Origin of the sequence: Halomonas sp. GFAJ-1 (assembly GCA_002966495.1) — a bacterium.
GTDB lineage: Bacteria > Pseudomonadota > Gammaproteobacteria > Pseudomonadales > Halomonadaceae > Vreelandella.
In genome coordinates this window covers 334069-357568 of sequence record CP016490.1, presented here as the reverse complement: position 1 = coordinate 357568, position 23500 = coordinate 334069, and the positions used below count along the sequence as shown (strand labels likewise).

Genomic DNA, 23500 nt, shown 5'->3' with positions numbered 1-23500 from the left:
TATGTATCGTGAGGGGAGTGCTTACGTTAGCTGCCATGTTTGCAGTTTGCGCCGCACCTGTTTACCCGGAGCGCTATCTCGGCAAGCGTTGGAAACGTTTGATCAGCTTGTAGAGCGCCCTATGCCTTACCCAGATAACCACGTTATCACTCCTCAAGGCGCGCCGTTTGAGGCCTTGTATATGGTTAGAGGCGGCGCGGTAAAACAGATTCAAACAAGCGGGCTAAGTCATAAACCGACAGTTGTAGATATTTATTGGCCCGGTGATGTTGTCGGCCTGGAATGGGTTGGTGCTACCTATCAAGACGATGCCCTTATTGCAGGGAGTCGTTCATTTGTGTGCAAAATCCCCTATGGTCTTCTTACCGTTTTCAGCCTTAAGCAGCAAAGCGTCCAGAAAAAACTGCTTCAAAAAACGTCGCACCACCTGCGGCAGCGCAAACTGCGCCCCTCATTGATGCAAAATGCCACGGCGTGCTCAAAAATCAGTGCCTTTTTATTAACGGTTGCTAAACAAAAGCACCAGCAGCATTACGACCCCACCCACTTCACGCTACCGTTAATGCAAGCAGAACTTGCAAGCTATCTGAACCTTGCTCCTGAAACCGTCAGCAGACAGCTCAAAGCGTTACGCCAAGCCAATATCATCGACCTCCAACAGCGTCACGTCACTATTAAGGATGTGAATCAACTGGAGAGATGGGCAGAGTAGTTTTGAGGCTTCACTTCCAATTACAGAAAGTAAAATCCACCATATTTTTACGATGCTTTCGTTGAATCACCCCTGCGTAAGAGCGGAGTTATCGTCGAGGTTTACACATAGTGTTTAGGTAACAAGTTTAGAAGCAGATTGGCCGACATAACAAAGGCCTAGTTAAAATTAGCTATATACATAGAACGCATTAAACATCTTCTATGATATTCTTTTTAACCTTATGCTTAGATTTTTTTAATTTAAGGCGAGGGCTTCATGCAGCCTAAGACAGTGGGCATCAGTTTGGTGATGTGCTGGGCCATATTGGTCGCGATCGCTTTTTGGCTATTTGCCTATAAAGACCTCCGTCTATTTGCCGATGATGAGGTGTTCACTCGCTTTCCAGAAGAAGTGGCCAGCACTGCGATTAGCATATCTCCTCTACCGGAAAATGCCACAGGACGGCTTGTCAACTTCTGGAACCCTGACTGTCGCTGCAGTCGCTTTAGCCAAGCGCACATTGAAGAAATCATGCAGGCTTACACTGGTCAAGGTATTGAATTTGTCTTGGCAGTGCCCAGGCAAAGCTTAGTTGATCAAGCGTTGGCCACATTTCCCGAGGCATCAAGTGCCGTGGTGGTTGATCAGCTTGAGGGGTTAAGCACGCCGTCGGCGGCTGTCTTTGACGCTCGAAGCACGCTGGTTTACTTCGGGCCCTATAGCGATGGCGCATTTTGTGCCAGCGGTGACAGCACACCCGTTGAGCTTATTCTCAATGACGTGGTGACTCCGGGCGAAGTAGTGCCGTGGCTGAATCTGTCTGCCTTTGGCTGCTACTGTGATTGGCCGGCAACACGCTCCTAATGACCGCACCGATAACAACGCTATCTTTCGATAGATAAGAGGAAAAAATGCAGCTTAACACGCTTGAACAAGACATTTTTCGCGACCAGTGGGACGATGCCAGCCGGCTGATGTTTAAGATACTGATCACCCAGGGCCTTCTCGCGCTCGCGCTGGCAGGCTGGTATGGCACATGGCTAGAAGCCGCCATCATCAGCCTACCTACGGTGCTGCTGGGCGGCTACTTGACCTATACTCAGGGAGCAGCGCTGCTCACGCGACTATATATGGGTGCTGCTTTTATGGTGATGACGGGGCTGCACATTCATCAGACTCATGGCCTCGTTGAAGCACACTTTGGCCTGTTTGTACTGCTTGCCATCCTGCTGTACTACAGAGATTGGCGCGTTATCGTAGTGGCCGCCGCAGTTGCAGTAGTGCACCACCTTGGGTTTCACGTGTTGCAGACCATGAATACCGGCGTTTACTTAATGCCTGAAGCCAGCCTCACTATGGTGCTCGTGCACGGCGGATACTTAGCCTTCGAGGCGGCGGTGCTGGTGGTGCTGGCCAACCTGATGGCTGGCGAGTATATCCGCTCGCAGGAGGCTTTAGCACAGAGCGACCAAATGGCGATGGAATTAAAGCATCAGCGTGCGGCGCTGCTGGGCGAAGTAGAACAAGCCATTGAGAGCATCGCGGGCCTATCCGGCCGGGTCTCCTCAGCCTCAGAAAAGCTCTCTTCCTCGACGGCGCAACAGGCCGCAAGCGTTGAGCAAACCACCGCTTCGCTTGAGGAGCTAAGCACGACGGTGGCTCAAAATGCGGATAACGCGCGGGAAACCGAGCACGTCGCCAATCAGGCAGCGGATGAAGCCAACCAAGGCAGCGCGGCTGTCACGCAAGCGTTGCAGGCAATGCGCGATATCGCAGATAAAGTTAAAATCATTGATAACATTGCCTTTCAAACTAACCTGCTGGCGCTTAACGCTTCTGTAGAAGCCGCCAGAGCCGGTGAGCATGGCCGCGGCTTTGCGGTGGTCGCTGCAGAGGTGCGTAAATTAGCCGAAGGCAGCCGGCTGGCCGCTCAAGAGATTGGCGATACGTCGTCCCACTCTCTCACAACGGCTGAACAGGCCGGCGAACGCATTAAAGCGTTGGTGCCCGCGATTGAGCGCACGGCTCAGCTGGTGCGCAGCATTGCCGCCAGCAGCCAAGAGCAGTCGCAGGGCATTGAGCAAATCAATAAAGCAACGTATGAATTATACCAGGGCGCTCAAGACATCAATCTGCTAGCAGAGCAGTTAGCCGGCACATCGTCTGAAATGGAAGAAACAGCCGTTGCCTTAAAAAGAGAAACCGCCGTATAGTCGTTTCATCTAAATACCTAATATAACGAAAAACTAACTTTCACTCACAATTTGATAGGTAACTCACTCTGTGGATAAGGATATCTAGAGGTAGTCATGCAGCGGTTGGGATTACCTATCCTTTGAGACTCGCTTAATGAAAATCACTGCCTCGCTCTCGCTTACTCAGAAGCTCTTGATTGCAGCAGCCGTACCCTTAGTGATGGGATTCGTCGCCCTGTTTTTATTCATTCAATATCAGCTTAATCGAGACGTTCCGCCGCTGGTCGAAAACGGCGCCATTCGACAGGTTGAAGCCAGAGCGTCGGAAATTGAGCAGTGGCTTGGCAGCTATCAGCGCTGGCTTGCGGGTATTGCACAATCGTCTGAGCTGCAGCAGCGCGTGCCGGTTGAAAGCCACCATGACTGGCTGGCCAGCCGCTTCCCAGGTGATTCCTCCATTGAGTCGTTTTTCATCGCAGACTCACGCGGCAATGCGGTTACCCATACCGGGGCGACCGCCGATGTCTCAGGCCGGGAATACTTTCAAGACCTTGTCGTTAATGGTCGCGCTGAGCGCACATTAGCGGACCCCGTGCTATCACTTGTCAGCGGCGAGCCAACCGCGGTGATGGTAAACGCCATTGTTAGCGAGAACGGCGAGCGTGTTGGCTTGGTAGGCATTACCCTTTCCATGGCGTTTATATCAACACTAATGGAAAGTATTGATGTAGGGGCAGGCAGTTACGGACTTTTAACTGATTCTCAAGGTCGTGTGGTCGCTCACCCTGATGCCGATCTGAGGATGAATTTGAATATCCATGAGGCAGAAGCCGCAGGGTACATCGGTGCGGACACTATGGCGCGCCAGCTGGGAAGCCAGCCATCGTTACACGGCAGTATGCGCATACCCACCGGTGAGCAGGTGCAGGCGTTCTGGTCAGATGTGGGTGAGACAGGCTGGCACCTAGCAATTCTCGCACCCGACCAGCTGTTCACGAACGTGACTCAGCAGATGGTGCGCTCTTTCCTGTTACAAAGCGCTATTATTGTCGGCGTGCTGCTACTGGTTTTAGGCATTGCCATTCGCCGTACGCTGGCACCGGTTAAGAACACGGCCGTCGCAATGGCCGATATCGCCAGCGGCGAGGCAGACCTGACACAGCGACTGCCCGCACACTCCAACGATGAAGTCGGTGAACTGGCCAAGCAGTTTAATGCGTTTGTCGAGCGGATGCAGAAAACCCTGTTAGAAGTAAGAAGCAGTACCGAAGCCGTTCTACTATCCAGCAATGAAATGGCCGCAGCGAGTGGTGAGCTATCCACACGCACCGAGCAAGCCGCCGCCAACCTGCAAGAAACATCGGCTTCCATGGAGCAGATCAACTCAACGGTATCGCACACGGCAGAAGCAGCCGAGCAGGCAAACAGACTAGCACTGAATACAGCTAAAACTGCCCAGGACGGCGGTGCTAGCATGCAAGAGATGGAGGAGAAAATGCAGTCCATCTCCTCCTCTGCCGCTAACATTAGTGACATCACCGGCCTTATCGACTCCATCGCATTTCAAACCAATATTCTTGCCCTGAATGCGTCTGTAGAGGCCGCGCGTGCTGGCGAGCACGGTCGCGGGTTTGCGGTGGTCGCCCAAGAAGTACGCAACTTGGCAAGCCGTGCCGGAGACGCCGCTAAAAATATCCGAACGCTGATTGATGAGTCGGTGCAGCACACCCAGGAAGGGGGCGCGCTCTTAGAGCGCGTGGTGGCTAATATGCAAACGATTCAAACCTCGGTGGCACAGGTCTCGGACGTCATTGAAGAGATCAGCGCAGGCACAAAAGAGCAGTCTTCGGGCATTTCGCAGGTCAATCTTGCGGTCACCGAAATGGATACGATGACACAGCAAAACGCAGCCATGGTGAGCCAGAGCTCCTCACTGGCCAGCAACATGCAAGAGGCCGCTCAGGCGCTCGACAGCATGCTGAATGCCTTTGTATTGGACGCGAGCCGAAAAAAGCACTTGGGTCAAGCAGTACCTAGCTCTATTGCGTCGGCCCCAAAGGCACGAAGCTTGGCAAACTCTGCAAATGGCGCTCAACACTCTGGAGCCTTACCTGGGAAATCCAGTCACCAGGATGAGTGGGAAGCATTTTGAGTTTTAATTCAACTCTTTGATTTTTTTGTCTAATGTAGTCGAAGATGGCGTGGGAGCACGCTGTCTTCCAAACCTTAAAACACGAAAGTGATCTGGCAGTGTCAAGAAATGCCAGTACACGTCATGATGAGCGCAGCCATTAATGGGTAGCTAAGTGAAGGGATGTCCAGCGAACTAAAGCGTCGGATGCCATCGGTTTTGCAATGCCGTAGCCCTGTAGTATGTGGCAGCCTATGTTACGCAGTGCCTCGATGTGTGCTGCGGTTTCGACACCTTCGGCAATCACGGTTTTGCCGAAGCGCTCAGCAAGATAAACAATACTTTCCACAATGGCTAAGTCGTCAGGGTTATTGAGCATATCGATCACAAAGCTGCGGTCGATTTTGACAATATCAGCGGGCAGTGACTTAAGGTACGTTAAGGAAGAGTAGCCGGTGCCAAAGTCATCAAGCGCGACGCTGACTCCACGCTGCTGACAGGCTTTCATCACCTCGATGGCAATCGTTAACTCTTCGATAGCCGCCGACTCCAGTACCTCTATGTGTAAGTGTTGAAGATTAGCGCTGGGGTAGTGCTGTCGAGCATTGTCGAGCATGGTGAGCAGGCTTTGGTTGGCGAATGTTTGCGGCGTAATATTAATACTGATGTCGATATCTACGTGTGGATCTTGCCACTGTGCGAGAAGCTTAATCGCCTCTTCAATGACCCGCTGATCTACATCGTGCTCAAGTGTTGAGTTAATTATATAGGGCAGGAAAGTGTCAGGCGCTCGTCGCCCGTCTGGGTGGTCCCAGCGTATCAGTGCTTCGACGCCTACTAACTTGAGCGTGTTAGCATCCACCTGTGGCTGCAACTCAAGGATGAATTCTTGGTTAGCGAGACCCTGTGCCACTTCCTTACGTCGCTGTTGAGTGAACTGGAACGCCTGTTCATGTCGCGTATTGAAAATAGCGTAGCGGTTGCCACCTTCCTATTTGGCGCGGAACATGGCTTGAAACGCGTGACGTAGCAGAGTGTCTGGATCAGTATTGTCTTCTGGATAGAATGTCACGTCGACACTGCCCGTGATGGCGAGCGTCTTGCCTCTACTAATCGTTTGATGTGTGGTGATGATTGATAACACCGTTGTTAAGCGGTCGAGTAAGTCTGTGTCGCAGCGTAAAGCCAAGCCAAACTCATCGCCGCTCATTCGGGCTAGCAGCTCATCCTCTAGGTTTTGTACGAAAAGCCTTATCTGCTAACTTTACCTATGCAAAAGCAGCATAGGGGAAAACAATGGTCGGACGTTACGAGATTTCTGATGACGGCTGGGCACAGATCGAAGATATCGTGGCTCCTCCTCAAACCATGGGCAGACCCAGGCGGGATGACCGGAAAATGCTCAATGGTGTCTTCTGGGTACTGTGCTCTGGTGCTAAATGGCGTGATTTACCCGAGCGATATGGTCCTTGGTCGACGGTTTATGACCGGTTCCGCAAGTGGCGTGATGACGGCACCTTTGAAGCGGTACTTTCTCGCTTGCAGCTTAAGTTACGTGAAGATGGGCTTATGGATCTAGACACGTGGATGATCGATGCCACTTCCGTGCGAGCCACACGCGCTGCCGCTGGAGGCGGTAAAAAGGGGGTTCAACAGAACCGCTAGACCACGCGCTCGGCCGTAGCCGCGGCGGTTTAACAACCAAAATTCATTTGGTTTGTGATCGTCATGGCTGGCCACTGGCGTTCACACTGTCTCCTGGTCAAGAGGCAGATTCTCGTCACTTCGTTGCGACATTAGAGAGCATTCATCTACCAGGTGGCGTCGGGCGTCCTCGCAAACGTAGTCGCTATGTGGTGGCTGACAAAGGATACGACAGCGATGAGCTGCGTCATTATTGCGACAGGCACGGCATGAAACCCGTGATTGCTCAGCGCAATATGCACCGAAGAACCCGGCCTGGGCTACCTAGACGGTTCGATAAACCGAAATATCGGCAACGGAATGTGATAGAACGCTGCTTTAGCTGGCTTAAAGAATGTCGCCGGATCGCCACACGCTATGAAAAGCTGGCAAGTAGCTTTAAGGCGATGGTATGCGTGGCGTGCATCGACCGTTGCTTGCGAGCCAACTTTTCGTACAAAACCTAGTAAATAGTGCGAAAGTCGATGGCTGATATCTATCAGCAGCTGATCCCCTTGTGCGGTGCCAAGCTGCTGGTTAGCGTAGCTAAAACGGTCAAGGTCAATAATGACAATAGCGAGCCCGGCGCCGGAGCTATTTTCGCTATGCATGATTTTATGAAGTAGCTCCAAAAAATAGGCGCGGTTAGGCAGCCCGGTGAGCCCATCAAAACGACTGGCGCGGTCGATCGCCTGGGCCTGTTGTTTGGCGCGGCGAAGATCGGTCAGTACCAGCACATAGTGCGATATCGCGTCGGTGGTATCGCGCACAGCTGCAATGGAGACGTTTTCTGGCAGAGAGTCGCCATTTTTGCATAGGTTTAACACCTCGCCTTCCCAGTGATCTCCGTACTGGCAACGCTGCAGCGCGTCATCTAGAGAGAGTCCGTGCCCAGGACTGGCCAGGAAGGCGGTGGTAAGGCCAATAATGTCATCTCGGCTGTAGCCTGTTTCTGCTTCAAAAGCAGGATTAGCATCAATAATTGTAAAATCGGCGTTCACAATAACAATCGCATTGTGGCTGTTTTCAAATACTTTCGCGGCCATCTCAAGCCGTTTTTGCGCTTCGCCCTGTGCCTGACGTAGATGGTAGGTGGTAATTAGCTGACCCAAGCGCTGCTGTAAAGGCTCAAGCTCCTGTGCAAAGGCGGCGTCATACCCTTGTTCGCGATTGGCGAGCCCAATCACGGCAATGACATGGCCGTGTTCATCAACGGCAGGCAGCCCCAGGAAACTCTTGAGCGGAGGGTGACCAGCGGGTACACCGCCGGCGCGGGGGTCACTTTTAGGGGAATTGGATATGACGATTTGATTGTGCAACATGACATGACCAAACAGTGAGTCAAGCTTCGTGAAGGCCATATCGTTCGGCGCGTTGGCGCTGAAGCGGCTGAATTGCTGTGTATCCCAAGCGATATCTGTCAGCGCGTGCATCTTGAGGTAGGGCGTTTTGCCATCGTCACGGTATTTCACTTCGCCCACAAAGCCTGCTTCGCTCTCAGTGGCGATCAGCAGCTTCTCCAACGCATGACAAAACGTTTCTTGCGTTTGTCGGTTCCCAATAAAGGTGGCTTGCAGGTCGTTAATAAGCTGTTCAATACGAACATAGCGCGCCAGATAGGCTTCTTTTTCTTTAAGCTGAGTGATGTTCTGAGTGGTACCCACCAGCTGTGTCACGCGGCCATGAGTCATTAGTGGGACCCCGTTAATGTGTACCCACTGGGGCGACGTCAGAGGCGAATGATTGAGTCTTAGGTCTTCAGAAAATGTTTGTCTGGTACGGACTGCGTCCATGATGGCGTGGTCAAAGCGCTGCTGTGATTCCGCATCGTAAAAATAGTTAGTCTCAGCCGTACTGCATGTCCCCTGATGGTCGAGTAAGCGAGACTGTGTGTTGTTCCGCCAAAAGGCTTTGGAGTCAACATCAAGCTCCCACAAACCAATGCCCGAACTATTGACAATGGCGAGTAGACGACGCAAACGCAGAAGTTCCAGATGTTCTATGACATGCTTTGCAAAAACCGCTAGCTGCGCAAGCTTGTTGCTGGATATTCGTCGTGGCTGGGTGTCAATAATGCAGAGCGTGCCTAGCTTAAAGCCGTCCTGGGTCGTCAGTGGTGCGCCTGCATAGTAGCGAACATACGGAGGTTGCGTGACCAGTGGGTTATGGCAAAAGCGCGCATCCTGGTGGGTATCTTTGACTTCAAAAATAGCGTGGGGGCCGTTAATGGCGTGGGTACAAAATGAGCTCTCCAGCGGGGTGGAGGTCACATCTAAGCCGTGGCGGCTTTTGAACCATTGGCAGCGCTGGTCAACAAACGAAACGAGCGTGGTGGGAACCTCAAAGTAGTGTGCAACTAATTGGGTAAGGGTATCCAGCTGTGCATCGTTCGAGGCGTCTCTCAGGCTGTAACGCCAGAGTTCTTCGAGCCGCTGCTGTTCGTGGTCGTGAGATGTGGGTTGCTTCACGGTTAACTCCCAATGCTCATCGCTCATTGTTAGCCCTATGGAGTTTGAAAGGGCGAGCGCATAAGCTGTTTATGAGAGGTCCTTTTCTCCTGATGTTTAAGTTCTAATTTTATTATACGCAGAATCATTCATGTCTATTGTTTGTCAAATCAACGCACTGCTAACAACCACCTTGCAAGCCTCATGCCAAATGGATGTGCTTTAAATCGGGTATGAAAGCGCGAAATGCGCCTTTTAAGGGCGCATTTTTGAGATCAGCGGTGCGCTGCTTGCACCTGCCTCGCTTCTTTTTGCATGGCATTGGTGCAAAAAGAAGCTGGGTTGCTTTACGCAGGTGCATCAAGTGAAAGGGGAGGCGTTGTTGCGCTTGACCGCTCTTTTGAGGTGCGTGCCCTTGGGCGCAGCGTTTCATCATCCAGGTCAAACATAGAAATAGCATCCCCGAGCTCGCTGGAGCGGCCGAGTAGTTCGCTTCCGGTCTCGGCCGTCTGCTTGACGAGTTGGGTATTTTGTTGGGTGACATTGTCCATTTCGGAGACTGCATTACCCACCTCTTGAACAGCGCGAGACTGCTCAATACCCGCCTGGCTAATCTCGCTAACTAGCTGCGTGACACGATTAATTGCCTCAATGGCGGCACGCGTTTTATCGCTAGCCTGGCCTGTTAACGCGACGCTCTCTTCCACCTGACGCAGGTTTTCAGTAATTAAAAGGTTGATCTGTTTGGAGGCATCGGCACTGCGTGTTGCTAAGCTACGAACCTCCTGTGCCACTACGGCAAAGCCTTTGCCTTGCTCGCCTGCGCGGGCAGCTTCTACTGAGGCGTTAAGCGCTAAAATGTTGGTTTGAAAAGCAATGCTGTCAATCAATGAGACGATTTTGACGACTTCTTCAGACCGGCTATTGAGCGTTTGCATGGCGCTTGCCACTTCGCGCACGACGTTACCGCTGTCGTCAGCCAGTGTGGCCGCATCACGGGCCTGGTGGTCCACTTCGCTGGCACGGTCAGCGTTATGAGATACAGTAGAGCCTAGCTGTTCCATGGCAGAGGCGGTTTCAGTGAGCATAGCGGCCTGTTGGTCCACTCTGCTTAACAGTTCATCGCAATTGATAGAAATTTGCTCGCTGTCGCCTTCGACTTCGTAGGAAGCTTGTCGCACTTGATTGACGGTATTCGATAACTTAGCGTTCATCTCACTGAGCGCCTGCATGATGCTGCGCTCAGGGTAGGGCTTAGCGTCAGAGCGAAAGTTACCAGCACCAATTGTCTTCACTCGCTTTCTAACCTCGCTTGGGTCTGCGCCCAAGGTGCGTTTTAGCCAGCGACCGGGAAGCGCGGCGATAATCAGGCTGATAAGAATAGCTGCCCCTACAAGGCTGAGCATGCTGGCTTGAAAATTGCCGGTCATTTCCCGTGCATGAGCTGTTTCCGCCTCGTTCATTGATGCCTGAAGGTCAATGAAGACGTTAATGTCAGCAAGCCACTGGCTAAACCCAGGGGCAGCGTCTTCAAAGAGCACCAGGCGTGCGGCGGCCAGCTGGTTGTTGTTACGAAACGCGATGACTTGCTCAACGGCCGCCTGCGTGGTCTGCGCGGTTTGCTGGATTTGTGCGTAGGCGTCGCGCTCTTCAGGAGTAATGGTATCGGCATGTTCGGCAAACATGCGCTCCATGGCCTCTTCCGCAGCGTCATAGTCTTGGGCTAGCTCCTCCATGAGCGTAAGCTGGGCAGATACGTCGCTATGTGTGGTGAGCAAAATAGCGTCGCGCAACGCGATGGCACGATCGTGGACGCTGCCGCGAAAGTCGATGGCATGGCGCTGTTTGGCACTGTTGACATCGTTGATCTGGGTGAGCGAAGTGTCAATTTGATTGACGCGCTGGATGCTGATGATACTAATCGCCAGCATCAGACTGATGATGGTTGCAAACCCTAACCAGAGCCAGTGTTGGAAGCGTAAGGAACGGTAAGCAGTTAGTAGCGAAAACATGGCAACTCCTGAGCAAGAGAAGAGCAAACCGCGCGGGCGCGACGCGCACCGTGCGTTTTAAACGCTGCAAGATCAATGCCATGTGCCTAACAGTGTGTCACGAGCGGGGCAGGACGCGTTTGCGTTGCTTATTTAAAAAGCCGCTGATGTGAACAGCGGCTTTTTGAGCTAGTTAGCTAAAAGAGAACGACTATGACGCATCGTCGTGTGGGTGGCGTGGCATCTCGCGAATGTTAGAAGGTTTCCCACTGATTATCGTCTGAAACAGTGTGTCGCCTGTCTGTAGATGGTTGCGTTTGTGGAAGGGCGTAACTTTGCATACGTTGGACGTTAGCGCGGGGAGGCGTTCCTTGCGCTTTGTCGACTTTAAAGAAGGCGACGGCTTCCGCTAAGTCCTGCGCTTGTTCTTCCATAGAGGCAGAAGCCGTAGCGGTTTGCTCCACCAGTGAAGCGTTCTGCTGGGTGACCTCATCCATTTGGTTAATTGCTATGCTCATTTGGTCAATCGCTGAGGTTTGCTCGTCAGATGCGCGACTTACTTCTTCCATTAATCCTGAAACACTGTCGATATTTTTGACGATCTGCGCCATGGAGTCGCCAACCGCGGTGACGAGCGCGCTGCCTTGTTCGACTACTTGATTGTTTTCAAGAATCAGATATTGGATTTGTTTGGCCGCATCAGCACTGCGCTGTGCGAGGTTTCTTACTTCTTGCGCGACCACAGCAAATCCACGCCCTTGCTCACCCGCTCGGGCAGCCTCCACCGAAGCATTAAGTGCCAGAATATTAGTTTGAAACGCGATGCCATCAATTAACGTTACAATACCGCTAATTTTTTCTGAGCTTTCATTGAGCTCGTCCATTTTACTGACTGCTTCTTTAACTTTCTCACCACCGTAGCCTGCTGAGCGGCTAGCCGTATGCGCTAACTGATTAGCCTCGCCAGTATGTTGAGTGTTGTTTTTCACCGTTGCAGCGACCTGCTCCATGCTGGCAGCCGTTTCCTGTAGGCTGGACGCCTGCTCTTCAGTGCGTTGTGAGAGATCCACGTTACCGGTTGATATTTGAGCGGACGCGGTAGAAATGGCGCCAGCGGAGGATTGGATATTGCCAATGAGCGCTTTTAGTTTCCCCTGCATATCGCTTAGCTCATCCAGCATATCGCCCACCTCATCACGATGCGTGTGCTCAATGGGTTGCGTTAAATCGCCATTAGCCATGGCGTGGAAATGCCTGCGCGCCTGGGCCAGCGGTTGCGTAATGCGCTGGATTAAGAGCCAGCCTAAAAAGGTGGCGAGTAAAATAGCAGCCGTCAGTGCACCAATCATTAAGTTACGCATAAAGGCAGCGCGATCCAGCGCATGTTCGTAGGCTGCCTGGGCTTCGCGCTCTTCTAGCAAAATTAGCTCTTCAAGCGTTGTGCTGAGCGTGCGATAAGCGGGCAGTGCCTGGGTAAACGAGATTTCATTGGCGCGATCGTAATTGCCTGCGGCGTAAAAGGGTAATGCCGCTTCGACGACTTGCTGCAAACGGCCATACTGTTCTTGGAACTGGCTGGCCAGGGCTTGTGCAGCGGGCGATAAATGCTGTGAGCTATAGGCGTGCCAGGACGCGTCTATACGCTGAATATTGTGCTGAATATTATCAATATGCAGATCAACAGGATGGTCATGTAGCGCGCTGACAGCCAGCATGGGGTCGTGCTGTCCCGCTAGCGATAGCTCTAACAGCATGTCGCGGGCGCGCTCATTTAGGTTAGCAATCCGCTGTGTATCTTGAAGATTTTCTTGAAAAATAGTGTCAACTGCACGGTTGGCGGTCGTCATGCCGCTAAAGCCAAGCGCCCCCATGGCCAGCATCAGCAGTAGCATAACCGCCATCATGATGATTAGGCGTAGTTTAATGGTTATTCGAAATACGTGGTTCAGCATGTGACACCTCGAAAACAGCCGTTACGGTTAAGCCCATCAGCAAGACCCTAAGAATGTATTATTTTATATTTCTAAATGTTATTAGTAAATTACAAACAGGGCTTTTGACTTAAAGCGGAGCCTAGACTTTTGGAGGGCTCTGGCCGTTAACGTGTCTCTTCTGCTTGAACAGCCGTGCTGTTACGACCCTCTTTTTTGACCTGGTAAAGCAAGGCATCGGTCATCGACAAACACGTATCCATTGTACTGGTGCCGATAACCACACAAATACCAACACTCACCGTACAGTAGAGTGGCGCTTCACTGCTCGTAAGCATGGGCGTTACGGCAAGTTGCTGGTGCAGGCGGCTTGCCACATGGGTGGCTTCTGATGGGCTGGTGCGGGGGAGCATGACCATAAATTCGTCACCGCCCCACCGGCTAATCACGTCGTACTGACGAAACACCCGACGGCATAGTTCTATGAAACGTACCATGACGTGATCGCCGCTCTGATGACCATACGTATCGTTAATGTGTTTAAAGTTATCTAGGTCAATCAACATTAATGCACCCGAAGGGGCGCCACGCTGAATCATGGCCACTTCTTGCTGAAAACGTTGATCAAACGCACGGCGGTTTAATAAACCTGTTAATGAATCGGTGGAAGATAACGCCTCTAACTCCTGACGCGTTGTCTGTAATTCACGAATCAACGCTTCCTGTATACGGTGACTGCGCATTAACTCCATATGGGCCATGACTTGGTTGGCTAATGCCTGAAGGGCGAAACGTTGGCGTTGTGTCAGCTCACGCGGTTCATAATCCAGTGCGCATAGCGTTCCCAGCGGATAGCCATCTTGGCTTTTTAGCACGGCACCCGCATAAAAACGCAGGTGCGGCTCGCCTGTAACTAAGGGATTATTAACAAACCGGGCATCTTGCGTGGTATCCGGCACGACAAAAATCCCGGGCTGTAGAAGGGCATGCACACAAATCGAGATATCTCGCGGCGTTTCTTGAACCCCTAGTCCTTTTTCGGATTTAAACCACTGCCGATCGCGGTCAATAAAATTAACCACGGCAATAGGGGTGTCGCAAATCAGTGAGACCGCTTCAACAATTTCATCAAACGCGGCATCTTTTTGCGTGTCTAGAATCTGGTAATCGGCAAGTGCCTTAAGTCGACGCGTCTCATAGTCCTCTGGGCTAAGACGTGGTGTGTTATTCACAAGCGATCACCGTTTTCGATAGGGTGATTAAGCCCTTCAAACGCCCTGACGTTGAAAGTGCCTCTACTTATGTCATCGTTATGACACAAGTGATCTTGGCAGTGGTTGTACATATCAGTTCCTTCTGCGACTGCCCTTTCAGGCGTAGCACAATCTGCTAGGTAATGTTTTATAAAACAGACATTTAAAAAACATTGAGGCAGCGCTGCGGCTGCGCTCATATGGACAGCAAAACAATCATTATTTAATTATATGGCTAACTTTTATTGTACGCGATAATTGTCGTGTGTCCTTATTGTATAGTTTTGTTGTTCGCATTTTCTAATGCTCTTTTTTATTAATAGCGCCACGCTTCGACCAAAAGAGCAGTTGGCTTGCCGGCATAGGTCTGGCGATGCCATAGCCCTGTACAACGTCACAGCCCATTCGCTGCAGGGTTTCAATATGCGCGTCGCTCTCAGCACCTTCTGCAACGACTTGTTTGTTAAAGCGTTTGGCTAAATACGTAATGCTTTCGACAATGGCTAGGTCTTCTGAGCGTTTAAGCATCCCCATCACAAAGGATTTGTCGATTTTGACCAAGTCGACCGGCAAATTACGCAGGTAGCTCAACGATGAGTAACCTGTACCAAAGTCATCGAGAGCGACTTGGCAGCCCAGTTCGCGGCAACGGTTTAATATTTGGGTCGCACTGGGCAAATCGTCTAGGGCTGCGGACTCCAGCACTTCAATACAGAGGGAATATGGGGGTATGTCAGGGTGCCTAGCTAATGCGCCCCTTAGCGTGTCAACGAACTGTTCATGCACGAGTGATTGAGGCGTCAGATTAATACTGACGTCAATCGCTAACCCGTCATTTTGCCATGCCGACAGCTGGGTTAGCGCTGTTTCCATGACCCAGGCATCCAGTGCCAACTCCGTATCGGTACCGCTGATGAGAGGTAAGAATTGATCAGGCATCACTAAACCGCGCTTTGGGTGATTCCAGCGAATCAGGGCTTCTACGCCGAGCAGCTTCAGTGAGCGTGCGTCAATTTGTGGTTGAAAGTACAGCTCAAATTGATCTGTTGTAAGGGCTTGAGAGATGTTATTGCGCACTGTCTGTTGTGCTTTTAGCTTTTTCTCATGGCTAGGATCAAAGAAAGCAAACGTATCACCCCCCTGGAGCTTTGCTTGATACATGGCTTGGTCGGCATGGCGTAATAGCGTATCGGGATCAGCGTCATCCAGTGGGAACAAGGTAATTCCCAAACTTACGTTCACCGCCACTGAGGTAGAGTCGAGCCCGTTCGGTTGCTCCACCACGAAGCGTTTAGTGATCGCACGCAGTTGTTCTGGTTTAGCATTCATATCGTGAAGTATCAGTCCAAACTCATCGCCACCTATCCGTGCAACAATTCCTTTGTTTCCTGCACGTTCCCGTAATTGCTTGGCAACGGAAATTAAGACGTTATCAGCCGCTTTATGGCCAAGCTGTTGATTGATTCTCTGGAAATCATCAAGGTCTAGAACGCCAATGGCAAGCGTGTTGCCCTCGTTAACGTGTGCGATCGCTTCACGTATCTGGTTGAGCATTTGAGGCCGGTTAGGTAGCAACGTGAGCCTATCAAAATGGCTCGCAAAGTGTAGCTCTTCGGCATGCTTCTTGAGTCGCGTCATGTCCGAGAAAATCGCCACGTGATGGGTGATGTCTCCTTGATCGTTACGCATCAAAGAGAGTGACAATGCCTCATACAGTAGCTCGCCATCTTTGCGGCGATTAATCAGTTCGCCACGCCAGCTTCCATGGGTTAACAAGGACTGCCACATGTCCTGGTAAAAGGCTTTGGTATGACAGCCTGAGGAGAGGAAATTAGGCTGTTGGTTTAACACATCGCTTCGGGTATACCCCGTCATAAGCTCAAAGGCACGATTCACATCAACGATGCGATTGTCGTGATCCGTAATCATGATGGCGTTTTGGCTGTCAGAAAAAATTCTTGCTGAGAGCTCAAGTCGTTGATGTGCCTCGTCGTGCTGAATACGCAAACGTAGCGAGCTAATGAGTTGGCCGAGATTGCGTAAAAACGAGGAAAGCTCTTCCATGAGTGATGGCTGATACCCGCCAGGGCGGTTCGCCAGACCAATCATGGCGATCAAAGTGCCATTATCCGTGACGGGAATGCCGATGAAGGCACTAAGAGGAGGATGGCCGTTAGGCAGGCCGCCACGTCGAGGGTCTTGGTCAGGTGTGTTCGCAATGACCATCTCCCCCGTTTGTAATACGTGCCCAAAAAGCGACGCTTGTTTACTAAATACTATTCCCCCTAGGGATGCCTTTTCAAACAGCCGACGTGAGGCTGGATCCCAGCTGATATCCGTAATGGCATGTGTTTTCAGAAAAGGCGTGTTTGCTGCGTCGTACAATACTTCACCGATAAAACCGGAATCACTTTCCGTTAGCGATACCAGCTCGGCCAAGGCATCTGAAAACGCCTGGGATAAGTCATGTTCAGCAATAAAAGACGTCTGTAAGTGGTTAATCAATCGCTCAAGACGCTGCTGCCGCGCCAGGCGTCGCTCATTTTGTTTGAGCGGCGTAATATCTTGAATAGTGCCCGCTACCAGTGTGGTTTCCCCGTCAACAGCAATGGGAGCACCTGTGACACGCACCCACGTCGGCAGTGCTTTAACTTGCGGCATGAGGCGTAATTCAAGATCAAAAGGCGCCTGCTGATCAGCGGCCCTTGCCAAACTAGCTTCCAGTCGACGTTGATCCTCTGCAAGATACACGCTGATCGCATTTTCTTTGTCATGAGAGTAGTCAGGGGCAACGCCATAAAGCGCATACACGGCGTCATTCCACCATGTACTATTTGAGGCAATATCCAATTCCCAAAGCCCGAGACCTGAGGTGGTGACTATGCGTTCCTGGCAGTGCAACCGGTGTAGCTCAAGACGCTGAATCACTAGGTCTGCCAGAGTGGTTAAATGGGTTCGCTGTGCTTCACTGAAAGCTCTTGTTTTCGTATCTAAAATACATAGCGTGCCCAGGCTATAACCTTCCCGAGACACCAGCGGTGCGCCGAGGTAGTAACGAATATGAAGTGGCCCCGTCACCAGAGGGTTATCCGCAAAACGCGAGTCTTGAGTAGCATCCGTTATTTCAAAGACGCCTTCTCCGCACAAAGCATGTGCACAGAAAGAGATATCACGGGGTGTCTCTTTAACCGCTAACCCGTGGTGGCTTTTGAACCACTGACACTTCTCATCGACAAAACTCACTAGGACGTACGGAGCATCGTAAAGGTTCGCCACCATTGATGTAATACGTTCTAACACCTCGTCGTGATGCCGATCGTTCATCGTGTAGTGCCATAACGCTTTCAAACGCTCTGGCTCATTAGGAGGTCTTGGGGGAAAACTGGTTGGCATTACTTGGCCTCCCGTGAGGTAACCCTCATCGAGGCTGGTAACGTAAATGACGAATGCGTCAAATCACCGCTCGCCCCAACGAGGGCTGAAATTTCTAGTGTTAACTCCGTGCCATTAGGCGTAGTGCGAAACGCACGGATCGCATTCAACAGCTGGTGGGCTTCTTTTTCCAGTGTTTGGGTTGCCGTATTGGTAGACTGCAGCTGCTCGGCTGTATGTTGAACGCCTTGCTCCATGACGTTGATGGCACTGCCAATTTGTGAAATGCCACTGCTTTATTCTTGAGACGCAGCGCTTATTTCGCTCATAAAGTTGTTGACCCGCTGGCTTGCCTGCATAACACGTTCAATAATCTGCTCAGTGGCTTCAACAAATTTCACACCGGCGGCTATTTCACCGTTAGACGTATTAATGAGTTGGTGGATCTCTTTCGCCGCCTCTGAAGAGCGTTTTGCAAGACTGCGGACTTCGCTCGCCACAACCGCGAACCCTTTACCATGAACACCCGCACGGGCGGCTTCTATCGAGGCATTGAGGGCTAAAATATTTGTTTGAAAGGCAATAGAGTCAATTAACGCGACGGAGTGATCCATCTGCTGGGCACTTGCGGTAATCGCGTTCATTCGCTGAACGACCTGCGCCATGCTTTCACCTGCGTTTTGCACTTCCTGCATATTGGTCGTTGCGAGGTGGCTGGCTTGTTGCGCATTTTCAGCATTTTGTTTGACGGTGACCGTCAACTGTTCGGTGCTGGCAGCAGTTTCTTGTACTGAAGAGGCTAGATCATCGCTACGCTGGGCAATGAATTCGTTGCTATGACGAATATCAGCCACCGAGGGATTGACCTTGTTGATACCGTCATTGACACCGCTGACGATCGCACTCAGACCTTTCCGCATCGTGACCAGTGCATCGATCAGGCGATCAAAGTCATCGTTTTGGTGGGGTGGCACGTCGGCGGCCAGGTTGCCAGCTGCCACCTGAAGGACAAATGCACGAGAGGTTTCGACCATTCGACGCACTTTATTCCACACGCTTAACCCTAGCCCAGCCACCACGGTAAGCAGTATTCCTCCGATCAGTAAATGAGAGAGATCTTGAGAAAGCTGCCACTGATTAAACGTTAACCACCCAATAGAAAGGCCAGCAACAAGCGTTAGTAAACGCGTTTGCAGGGTAGCCGATCCCCACTTAAAGCGACCCAAAAACGCTAACGGATGGCGACGGCGTATTTGACCACGATACAGGGTGTAGTTTTTCCCTTTGCCGTTTTTCCACGCATGGTAAACCTTTTCTGCGTGCTGTACTTCTACGGCGGATGGCTTGGTACGTAGAGAGGCATAACCGACGATGCGACCGTTTTCTTGGATAGCCATTGCATTGGCGCGTACCCAATAATGGTCGCCATCCTTACGCCGGTTTTTGACTAAGCCAGACCAAGGTTTGCCTTGCCGTATGGTCTCCCAAAAATCTTTAAACGCCGCTGGCGGCATATCCGGATGACGAACGAGGTTGTGGTTTTCGCCCAGCAGTTCATCGAGACTAAACCCACTCACCTGCACAAACGCTGGGTTCGCGTAGGTGATCTCTCCCTTTAAATTGGTGCGAGAAATCAGCAAATCGTCCTCAGCGTAAGCATACTCAACATTAGAAACAGGCAAGTTAGTACGCATGGCAGCCCCTTGGGTATCTGGTGAGCTAGGAGTGTCTCGATTGGCTAAAAAAGCCAAGTTGTTACTGATTGTATCGGCCACGATGCAATTTTCATGAGGATAAATTATATGCTTATAACAAATATTAGCTTATGTTAAGTTAGTAAAAGTTATTTGATATTTAATATCAATAGGTTATGGTTTTTTTGAGTTGTCAAGAATGACGGCTTGCGACTATATCCCGGTTTTGCTGGCTGTGCAGGAAGTCCCGGGTGGCGTTTCTGAGCCAGGAGATTATGTTGCTCACTTATGACAGCGAGATGTCTAAAGCTTAATGCAATGGCCCAAACGACAAATGTATTCGATACGCGAAGAGGCTAGACACGCCGTCCTCAATGTCATTGAATGGCACCAGTGCTCATCCCATCCATAAGGATGATGCGTCAACGTGATATCGACTGGGGGTGAAGAAAGTTATTTTGAATCTTTCGAGGACTTTAGTTGGTGCAGTTAAATTCGAAATAACTAGCGTAAGTAAGAGTGAAAAAGGCGAGCGTTTATGAAAAAAACGATACGAGACCGGCGTATCTGGCTTATTTTATTATTAAGTGTGTTGGGTTTTTTAACTATCACAAGTATGGCCAGTAGTGGCCGGGCGGAATTTCCTCATGTTATGGCTGCCTTAACGGTATTAATTCCATTAACAGGTTTTAGTCTTTTACTTCGTTCCCCTTGGCCGACACTAGTCGCTCTTTGCTTAGTCATCGTTATTAACGTGACGCTGAATTAGCCCACATGATTGTTCGCTGAATACGATAGTTACTTTCTGTATAATTTTTCCCTTAAAGATTATCCTAATGTTTTAAAGCGCAGTCTCAATGCCAGCCATCACGCACACGATTCGTCAGTCGTATGGTGATGGCTTAGACCTGCTTAGTGAAGTGGGGCGCTGTTGATGCCCGATAGCGCTTGGTTAACAGTGAATATGTGTGCTTCGATCCCACTGACTCCCATGTCTTTTAAGCGAGCAGTATGCTTTTCACAATATGCGATGGCATTTTCGCGTGTTTGGAAAAGATAAATGCCCCCTGCTTGGTTGTTTTCTTCATTTTCAGTCCAAATTTTCCAAATTAGCCCCGGCTCTTCGTTGATAGAGAGCGCAAGGGTTGCCATCATTTTTTCCATTTCATCTCCGAACGGCCCATTAAAAGGGAAATGGACTTGCAATACTGTTTGCATGTTAACTCCATATTTCAATAAAGATGGTTTAGTGTGGAGAAGACGTCGATAGTACATAAGGAACAGATTGTAAACAATTGGGCGGTGAGCGGCAGAAGAGAATTGACGAGCTACGGTGGTCTTGCTCAGCAATAGTAGACACTCGTTTAAGCAGTCATTCGAGCTTCATATGCCTCTGAGTTGACTCCTAATAAAAGCTGGCATGATGGCTTTTTGAATCGCCTTGAACTTCCCCGGTTATTCCGGAGACTTGTTTGTTTGAGTCAGGTAGCTGCACCCGACTCCTCCCAGCGTTTAGATATACGGAATATTCTACTTTTGAGCGCTCTGATTTTTCGGGGGGATTACCGTTTAAGCTGGTCGAAAACGCTTCCTGCCAATACGTTTAAGACATATCGGAGAGCGCACCCTGCTGGGTACCAATCGCTATCACTGCTTGCTGAAAGATGCGAGCCAGGTTGGGCTGGTGGCACAAGGCTAACGACCGAATCATCCGCGTGATGCGTAAATGGTTATGGCCTCCCGCTTTTAGCCAAATATGGGTTTGTATTGCCAGCGTTGGTTGAGCGACGATATCGCTCCCTTCCCGAGCGAGGCCAAAAAAGTCGAGCATCACGTCAAGCGAGCACTTCTGATGCTGACGCATAATGTCATTATCCTCAAAAGCGGCTTGGACTGCTGGGGTTAGCAACGGGGCAAAGGCGTTAAAGCGGCCTGCCTCAGGGATAGGGAATAGCCACTGAATATAGTCGTGGGTGTGTTCCAACCAAAAGGGCGATAGGCGTCCAGATATCTTCAAGGCACCGGCCTTTATGATCGCGGCCTTCGCCGCAGTAAAACGCAATCAAACGCTGATCATTATCCATTAAGTAGCACTCATCAGGGGCTCTATCGGGGTGTATAACGCCATTTCTCGTGAATGTCGTTCGGCGTTTTCATCCTGATGCGCGTCAATGCTTTCCAGTGCACGAATGTAATAGGCGGGTAAGCCATGCTCGCGCGCCCCGGAAAGCATATGGTGCTTGTACCAGGTATACGGGCGCAGACCGAGCGCGGTGATATTGCCGATATACGCCTGCACCTCAAACTGTCGGTCACTAGCGAGATCCGTGACGGTGAGCCACGTCTCGTTATACGCCTCTCCCAACCCCTCATAGCGATCAAGCGTCGGTTTGTGATGAGACGCCACGTCCCAAATCACACCATAGACAGCGGATTGCGCTGAGGCAGGAACAATATCGCACTTGCCTGAACCGTCACCGCCGCGTTGATGCAATGCCAAGCGGTAGGCAGGCAGCAATGCGGTGGTCACAAAGCGCGCAGGAACGCGGGCTGCTAAGCGCTGGGTAGCCATATTGGAGCCGTAAGCAAAATAGAGCATGGGAACCCTCCGTGGTGTAGCAATAATAAGTAATGGTTTTTTCGGCATGCCGAAAAACGCTTGTTTCAGACCTTGAGGCTAATGGGTGTTTATGACGTTATAGGAGAGTCAGTGGCGTAATGCGCAAGCATTTGCTCTGCGTTTGCCTTGATCGTTTCTCGCCACGCGTGGGGCGCGTTAACCTTAATATTTGGCCCCATGCCCATCAGCCACCACAGCGTTTGCTGGTCATCCGGTAGCCGTTACCATCCGTCAGTATCCGGTAATGCGTCGATGGTTTGTGTGTCTGAGAGCGGCGTTTCTTGCAGCAGCCACGCCACAGGCCTGGCGATGTCCGCTTCCAGCACCACATCGCTGGGCCCTTGCCGATACCCAAACGCACCGCCTTTGATGTAACTATCAATGTCAAAGTCGTGCTGTTCTTGCCAAGGCTGCTGACTGAGAGAGGCTTGCTGGATGCGATGCAAGGCAAACTGGCGAAGGTCGTCAAACCCATCTACATGAGCTAGGTGGGTTTTGTACGAAAAGTTGGCTCGCAAGCAACGGTCGATGCACGCCACGCATACCATCGCCTTAAAGCTACTTGCCAGCTTTTCATAGCGTGTGGCGATCCGGCGACATTCTTTAAGCCAGCTAAACCGATATTTCGGTTTATCGAACCCTCTAGGTAGCCCAGGCCGGGTTCTTCGGTGCATGTTGCGCTGAGCAATCACGGATTTCATGCCGTGCTTGTCGCAATAATGACGCAGCTCATCGCTGTCGTATCTTTTGTCAGCCACCACATAGCGGCTACGTTTGCGAGGGCGCCCGACGTCACCTGGTAGATGGATGCTCTCTAATGTCGCAACGAAGTGCCGAGAATCGGCCTCTTGACCAGGAGACAGTGTGAACGCCAGTGGCCAGCCATAACGATCAAAAACTAAATTAATTTTGGTTGTTAAACCGCTGCGGCTACGGCCGAGCGCGTGGTCTAGCGGTTCTGTTGAACCCCCTTTTTACCGCCTCCAGCGGCAGCGCGTGTGGCTCGCACGGAAGGTGTATCAACCGGATGACGTTATCGAAGATTATCAATCACCCAGGCCACTGCACGGTGACAGATAATCTAGATAGGCTTTGCTACTACTTTGATTGTGAGATCGAAAAGCTAGTGACTCACATCAAGGAGCCCAGTTCAGAACCTGCACCTTAACTCGGTAGGAAAGAAAAGAAGGAGATGCTGAACAAATTGTTCGTTGCCTGAAGGTCGCCGCCTTTTTCACCTGCCGATAGGCATTTTTAAAAATGGGCACGGTGTGGGCACAGAGCTTTTTGGAATGACAGGCAATAAAAAAGGCAGATCAGTAAGTAACTGATCTGCCTTTCAAAATATTGGTAGCGGGGACCGGATTTGAACCGATGACGGTTATGAGACTGATGAAATAGGGACATATTATATGTCCTAAAATTACATTTAATTATCTAAAATCATCATTAGTAGGGTTTTTTCTGGGTTGCGTTCGTGGAGGTAGTG

At 50.9% G+C, this 23500-nt stretch carries 18 protein-coding genes and 1 pseudogene; 6 read left to right on the top strand and 13 right to left on the bottom strand.

What is annotated here, in order from left to right:
- Window position 1 precedes the first annotated feature (1 nt).
- The 4 genes from BB497_01600 to BB497_01585 all read left to right on the top strand — a co-directional run bounded on the left by BB497_01600 (window position 2) and on the right by BB497_01585 (window position 5041).
- Window positions 2–712, top strand: coding sequence for a hypothetical protein (locus BB497_01600; GenBank protein ID AVI61492.1), 711 nt, complete (start codon window positions 2–4; stop codon window positions 710–712).
- Between the two features lie 258 nt (window positions 713–970).
- Complete coding sequence (locus tag BB497_01595; protein AVI61491.1) at window positions 971–1558, top strand: hypothetical protein; 588 nt, start codon at window positions 971–973, stop codon at window positions 1556–1558.
- A gap of 47 nt (window positions 1559–1605) precedes the next feature.
- Window positions 1606–2907 carry a hypothetical protein gene (locus tag BB497_01590; protein ID AVI61490.1) on the top strand — a complete coding sequence of 434 codons (1302 nt, stop codon included), beginning with the start codon at window positions 1606–1608 and terminating at the stop codon, window positions 2905–2907.
- Between the two features lie 136 nt (window positions 2908–3043).
- Window positions 3044–5041: a chemotaxis protein gene (locus BB497_01585; protein ID AVI61489.1), complete on the top strand. Its 1998-nt coding sequence runs from the start codon at window positions 3044–3046 to the stop codon at window positions 5039–5041.
- A gap of 139 nt (window positions 5042–5180) precedes the next feature.
- Here the strand turns inward: BB497_01585 and BB497_01580 are convergent, their stop codons facing one another.
- The gene (locus BB497_01580) at window positions 5181–5933 is read right to left on the bottom strand and encodes a hypothetical protein (protein AVI61488.1); all 753 of its coding nucleotides are present in this window, start codon (window positions 5931–5933) and stop codon (window positions 5181–5183) included.
- A 78-nt stretch (window positions 5934–6011) separates the two neighbouring features.
- A complete protein-coding gene (locus BB497_01575) occupies window positions 6012–6230 on the bottom strand; it encodes a hypothetical protein (GenBank protein ID AVI61487.1) in 219 nt (72 codons plus the stop codon).
- An 86-nt stretch (window positions 6231–6316) separates the two neighbouring features.
- Between BB497_01575 and BB497_01570 the strand changes: the two genes are divergently transcribed.
- Window positions 6317–6685 carry a transposase gene (locus BB497_01570; GenBank protein ID AVI61486.1) on the top strand — a complete coding sequence of 123 codons (369 nt, stop codon included), beginning with the start codon at window positions 6317–6319 and terminating at the stop codon, window positions 6683–6685.
- A 299-nt stretch (window positions 6686–6984) separates the two neighbouring features.
- Here BB497_01570 and BB497_01565 read toward each other — a convergent pair whose 3' ends face one another.
- From BB497_01565 to BB497_01535, 7 genes are all read right to left on the bottom strand, one after another.
- A complete protein-coding gene (locus tag BB497_01565; GenBank protein ID AVI61485.1) occupies window positions 6985–9198 on the bottom strand; it encodes a hypothetical protein in 2214 nt (737 codons plus the stop codon).
- Window positions 9199–9497: 299 nt separating this feature from the next.
- Window positions 9498–11162 carry a hypothetical protein gene (locus BB497_01560; protein AVI61484.1) on the bottom strand — a complete coding sequence of 555 codons (1665 nt, stop codon included), beginning with the start codon at window positions 11160–11162 and terminating at the stop codon, window positions 9498–9500.
- A gap of 233 nt (window positions 11163–11395) precedes the next feature.
- On the bottom strand, window positions 11396–13093 hold the full coding sequence (locus BB497_01555) for a chemotaxis protein (GenBank protein ID AVI61483.1): 1698 nt from the start codon (window positions 13091–13093) through the stop codon (window positions 11396–11398).
- 146 nt (window positions 13094–13239) lie between these two features.
- Window positions 13240–14304, bottom strand: coding sequence for a diguanylate cyclase (locus tag BB497_01550; protein ID AVI61482.1), 1065 nt, complete (start codon window positions 14302–14304; stop codon window positions 13240–13242).
- Window positions 14305–14625: 321 nt separating this feature from the next.
- Window positions 14626–17718: a diguanylate cyclase gene (locus BB497_01545; protein AVI61481.1), complete on the bottom strand. Its 3093-nt coding sequence runs from the start codon at window positions 17716–17718 to the stop codon at window positions 14626–14628.
- The gene (locus BB497_01540; protein AVI61480.1) at window positions 17718–17954 is read right to left on the bottom strand and encodes a hypothetical protein; all 237 of its coding nucleotides are present in this window, start codon (window positions 17952–17954) and stop codon (window positions 17718–17720) included. Before BB497_01540 ends, BB497_01545 begins: the two co-directional genes overlap by 1 nt.
- 39 nt (window positions 17955–17993) lie before the next feature.
- Window positions 17994–19391, bottom strand: coding sequence for a hypothetical protein (locus BB497_01535; protein ID AVI61479.1), 1398 nt, complete (start codon window positions 19389–19391; stop codon window positions 17994–17996).
- A 538-nt stretch (window positions 19392–19929) separates the two neighbouring features.
- Between BB497_01535 and BB497_01530 the strand changes: the two genes are divergently transcribed.
- Complete coding sequence (locus tag BB497_01530) at window positions 19930–20160, top strand: hypothetical protein (GenBank protein AVI61478.1); 231 nt, start codon at window positions 19930–19932, stop codon at window positions 20158–20160.
- 143 nt (window positions 20161–20303) lie between these two features.
- Here BB497_01530 and BB497_01525 read toward each other — a convergent pair whose 3' ends face one another.
- The 4 genes and pseudogenes from BB497_01525 to BB497_01510 form a co-directional block, all read right to left on the bottom strand.
- Complete coding sequence (locus BB497_01525) at window positions 20304–20609, bottom strand: monooxygenase (protein ID AVI61477.1); 306 nt, start codon at window positions 20607–20609, stop codon at window positions 20304–20306.
- 385 nt (window positions 20610–20994) lie between these two features.
- Complete coding sequence (locus tag BB497_01520; GenBank protein AVI61476.1) at window positions 20995–21453, bottom strand: Opioid growth factor receptor (OGFr) conserved domain containing protein; 459 nt, start codon at window positions 21451–21453, stop codon at window positions 20995–20997.
- Window positions 21454–21474: 21 nt separating this feature from the next.
- Window positions 21475–21990: a hypothetical protein gene (locus BB497_01515; GenBank protein ID AVI61475.1), complete on the bottom strand. Its 516-nt coding sequence runs from the start codon at window positions 21988–21990 to the stop codon at window positions 21475–21477.
- A gap of 512 nt (window positions 21991–22502) precedes the next feature.
- Window positions 22503–22919 (bottom strand): annotated as a pseudogene (locus BB497_01510) (transposase).
- Window positions 22920–23500 lie beyond the last annotated feature (581 nt).

Excerpts from the sequence above, each read along its gene's own strand:
- BB497_01600 (AVI61492.1), top strand. The coding sequence starts at position 2 with ATGTATCGTGAGGGGAGTGCTTACGTTAGCTGCCATGTTTGCAGTTTG.
- BB497_01595 (AVI61491.1), top strand. The coding sequence starts at position 971 with ATGCAGCCTAAGACAGTGGGCATCAGTTTGGTGATGTGCTGGGCCATA.
- BB497_01590 (AVI61490.1), top strand. The coding sequence starts at position 1,606 with ATGCAGCTTAACACGCTTGAACAAGACATTTTTCGCGACCAGTGGGAC.
- BB497_01585 (AVI61489.1), top strand. The coding sequence starts at position 3,044 with ATGAAAATCACTGCCTCGCTCTCGCTTACTCAGAAGCTCTTGATTGCA.
- BB497_01575 (AVI61487.1), bottom strand. The coding sequence starts at position 6,230 with ATGAGCGGCGATGAGTTTGGCTTGGCTTTACGCTGCGACACAGACTTA.
- BB497_01570 (AVI61486.1), top strand. The coding sequence starts at position 6,317 with ATGGTCGGACGTTACGAGATTTCTGATGACGGCTGGGCACAGATCGAA.
- BB497_01565 (AVI61485.1), bottom strand. The coding sequence starts at position 9,198 with ATGAGCGATGAGCATTGGGAGTTAACCGTGAAGCAACCCACATCTCAC.
- BB497_01560 (AVI61484.1), bottom strand. The coding sequence starts at position 11,162 with ATGTTTTCGCTACTAACTGCTTACCGTTCCTTACGCTTCCAACACTGG.
- BB497_01555 (AVI61483.1), bottom strand. The coding sequence starts at position 13,093 with ATGCTGAACCACGTATTTCGAATAACCATTAAACTACGCCTAATCATC.
- BB497_01545 (AVI61481.1), bottom strand. The coding sequence starts at position 17,718 with ATGCCAACCAGTTTTCCCCCAAGACCTCCTAATGAGCCAGAGCGTTTG.
- BB497_01540 (AVI61480.1), bottom strand. The coding sequence starts at position 17,954 with ATGGAGCAAGGCGTTCAACATACAGCCGAGCAGCTGCAGTCTACCAAT.
- BB497_01535 (AVI61479.1), bottom strand. The coding sequence starts at position 19,391 with ATGCGTACTAACTTGCCTGTTTCTAATGTTGAGTATGCTTACGCTGAG.
- BB497_01530 (AVI61478.1), top strand. The coding sequence starts at position 19,930 with ATGAAAAAAACGATACGAGACCGGCGTATCTGGCTTATTTTATTATTA.
- BB497_01525 (AVI61477.1), bottom strand. The coding sequence starts at position 20,609 with ATGCAAACAGTATTGCAAGTCCATTTCCCTTTTAATGGGCCGTTCGGA.
- BB497_01515 (AVI61475.1), bottom strand. The coding sequence starts at position 21,990 with ATGCTCTATTTTGCTTACGGCTCCAATATGGCTACCCAGCGCTTAGCA.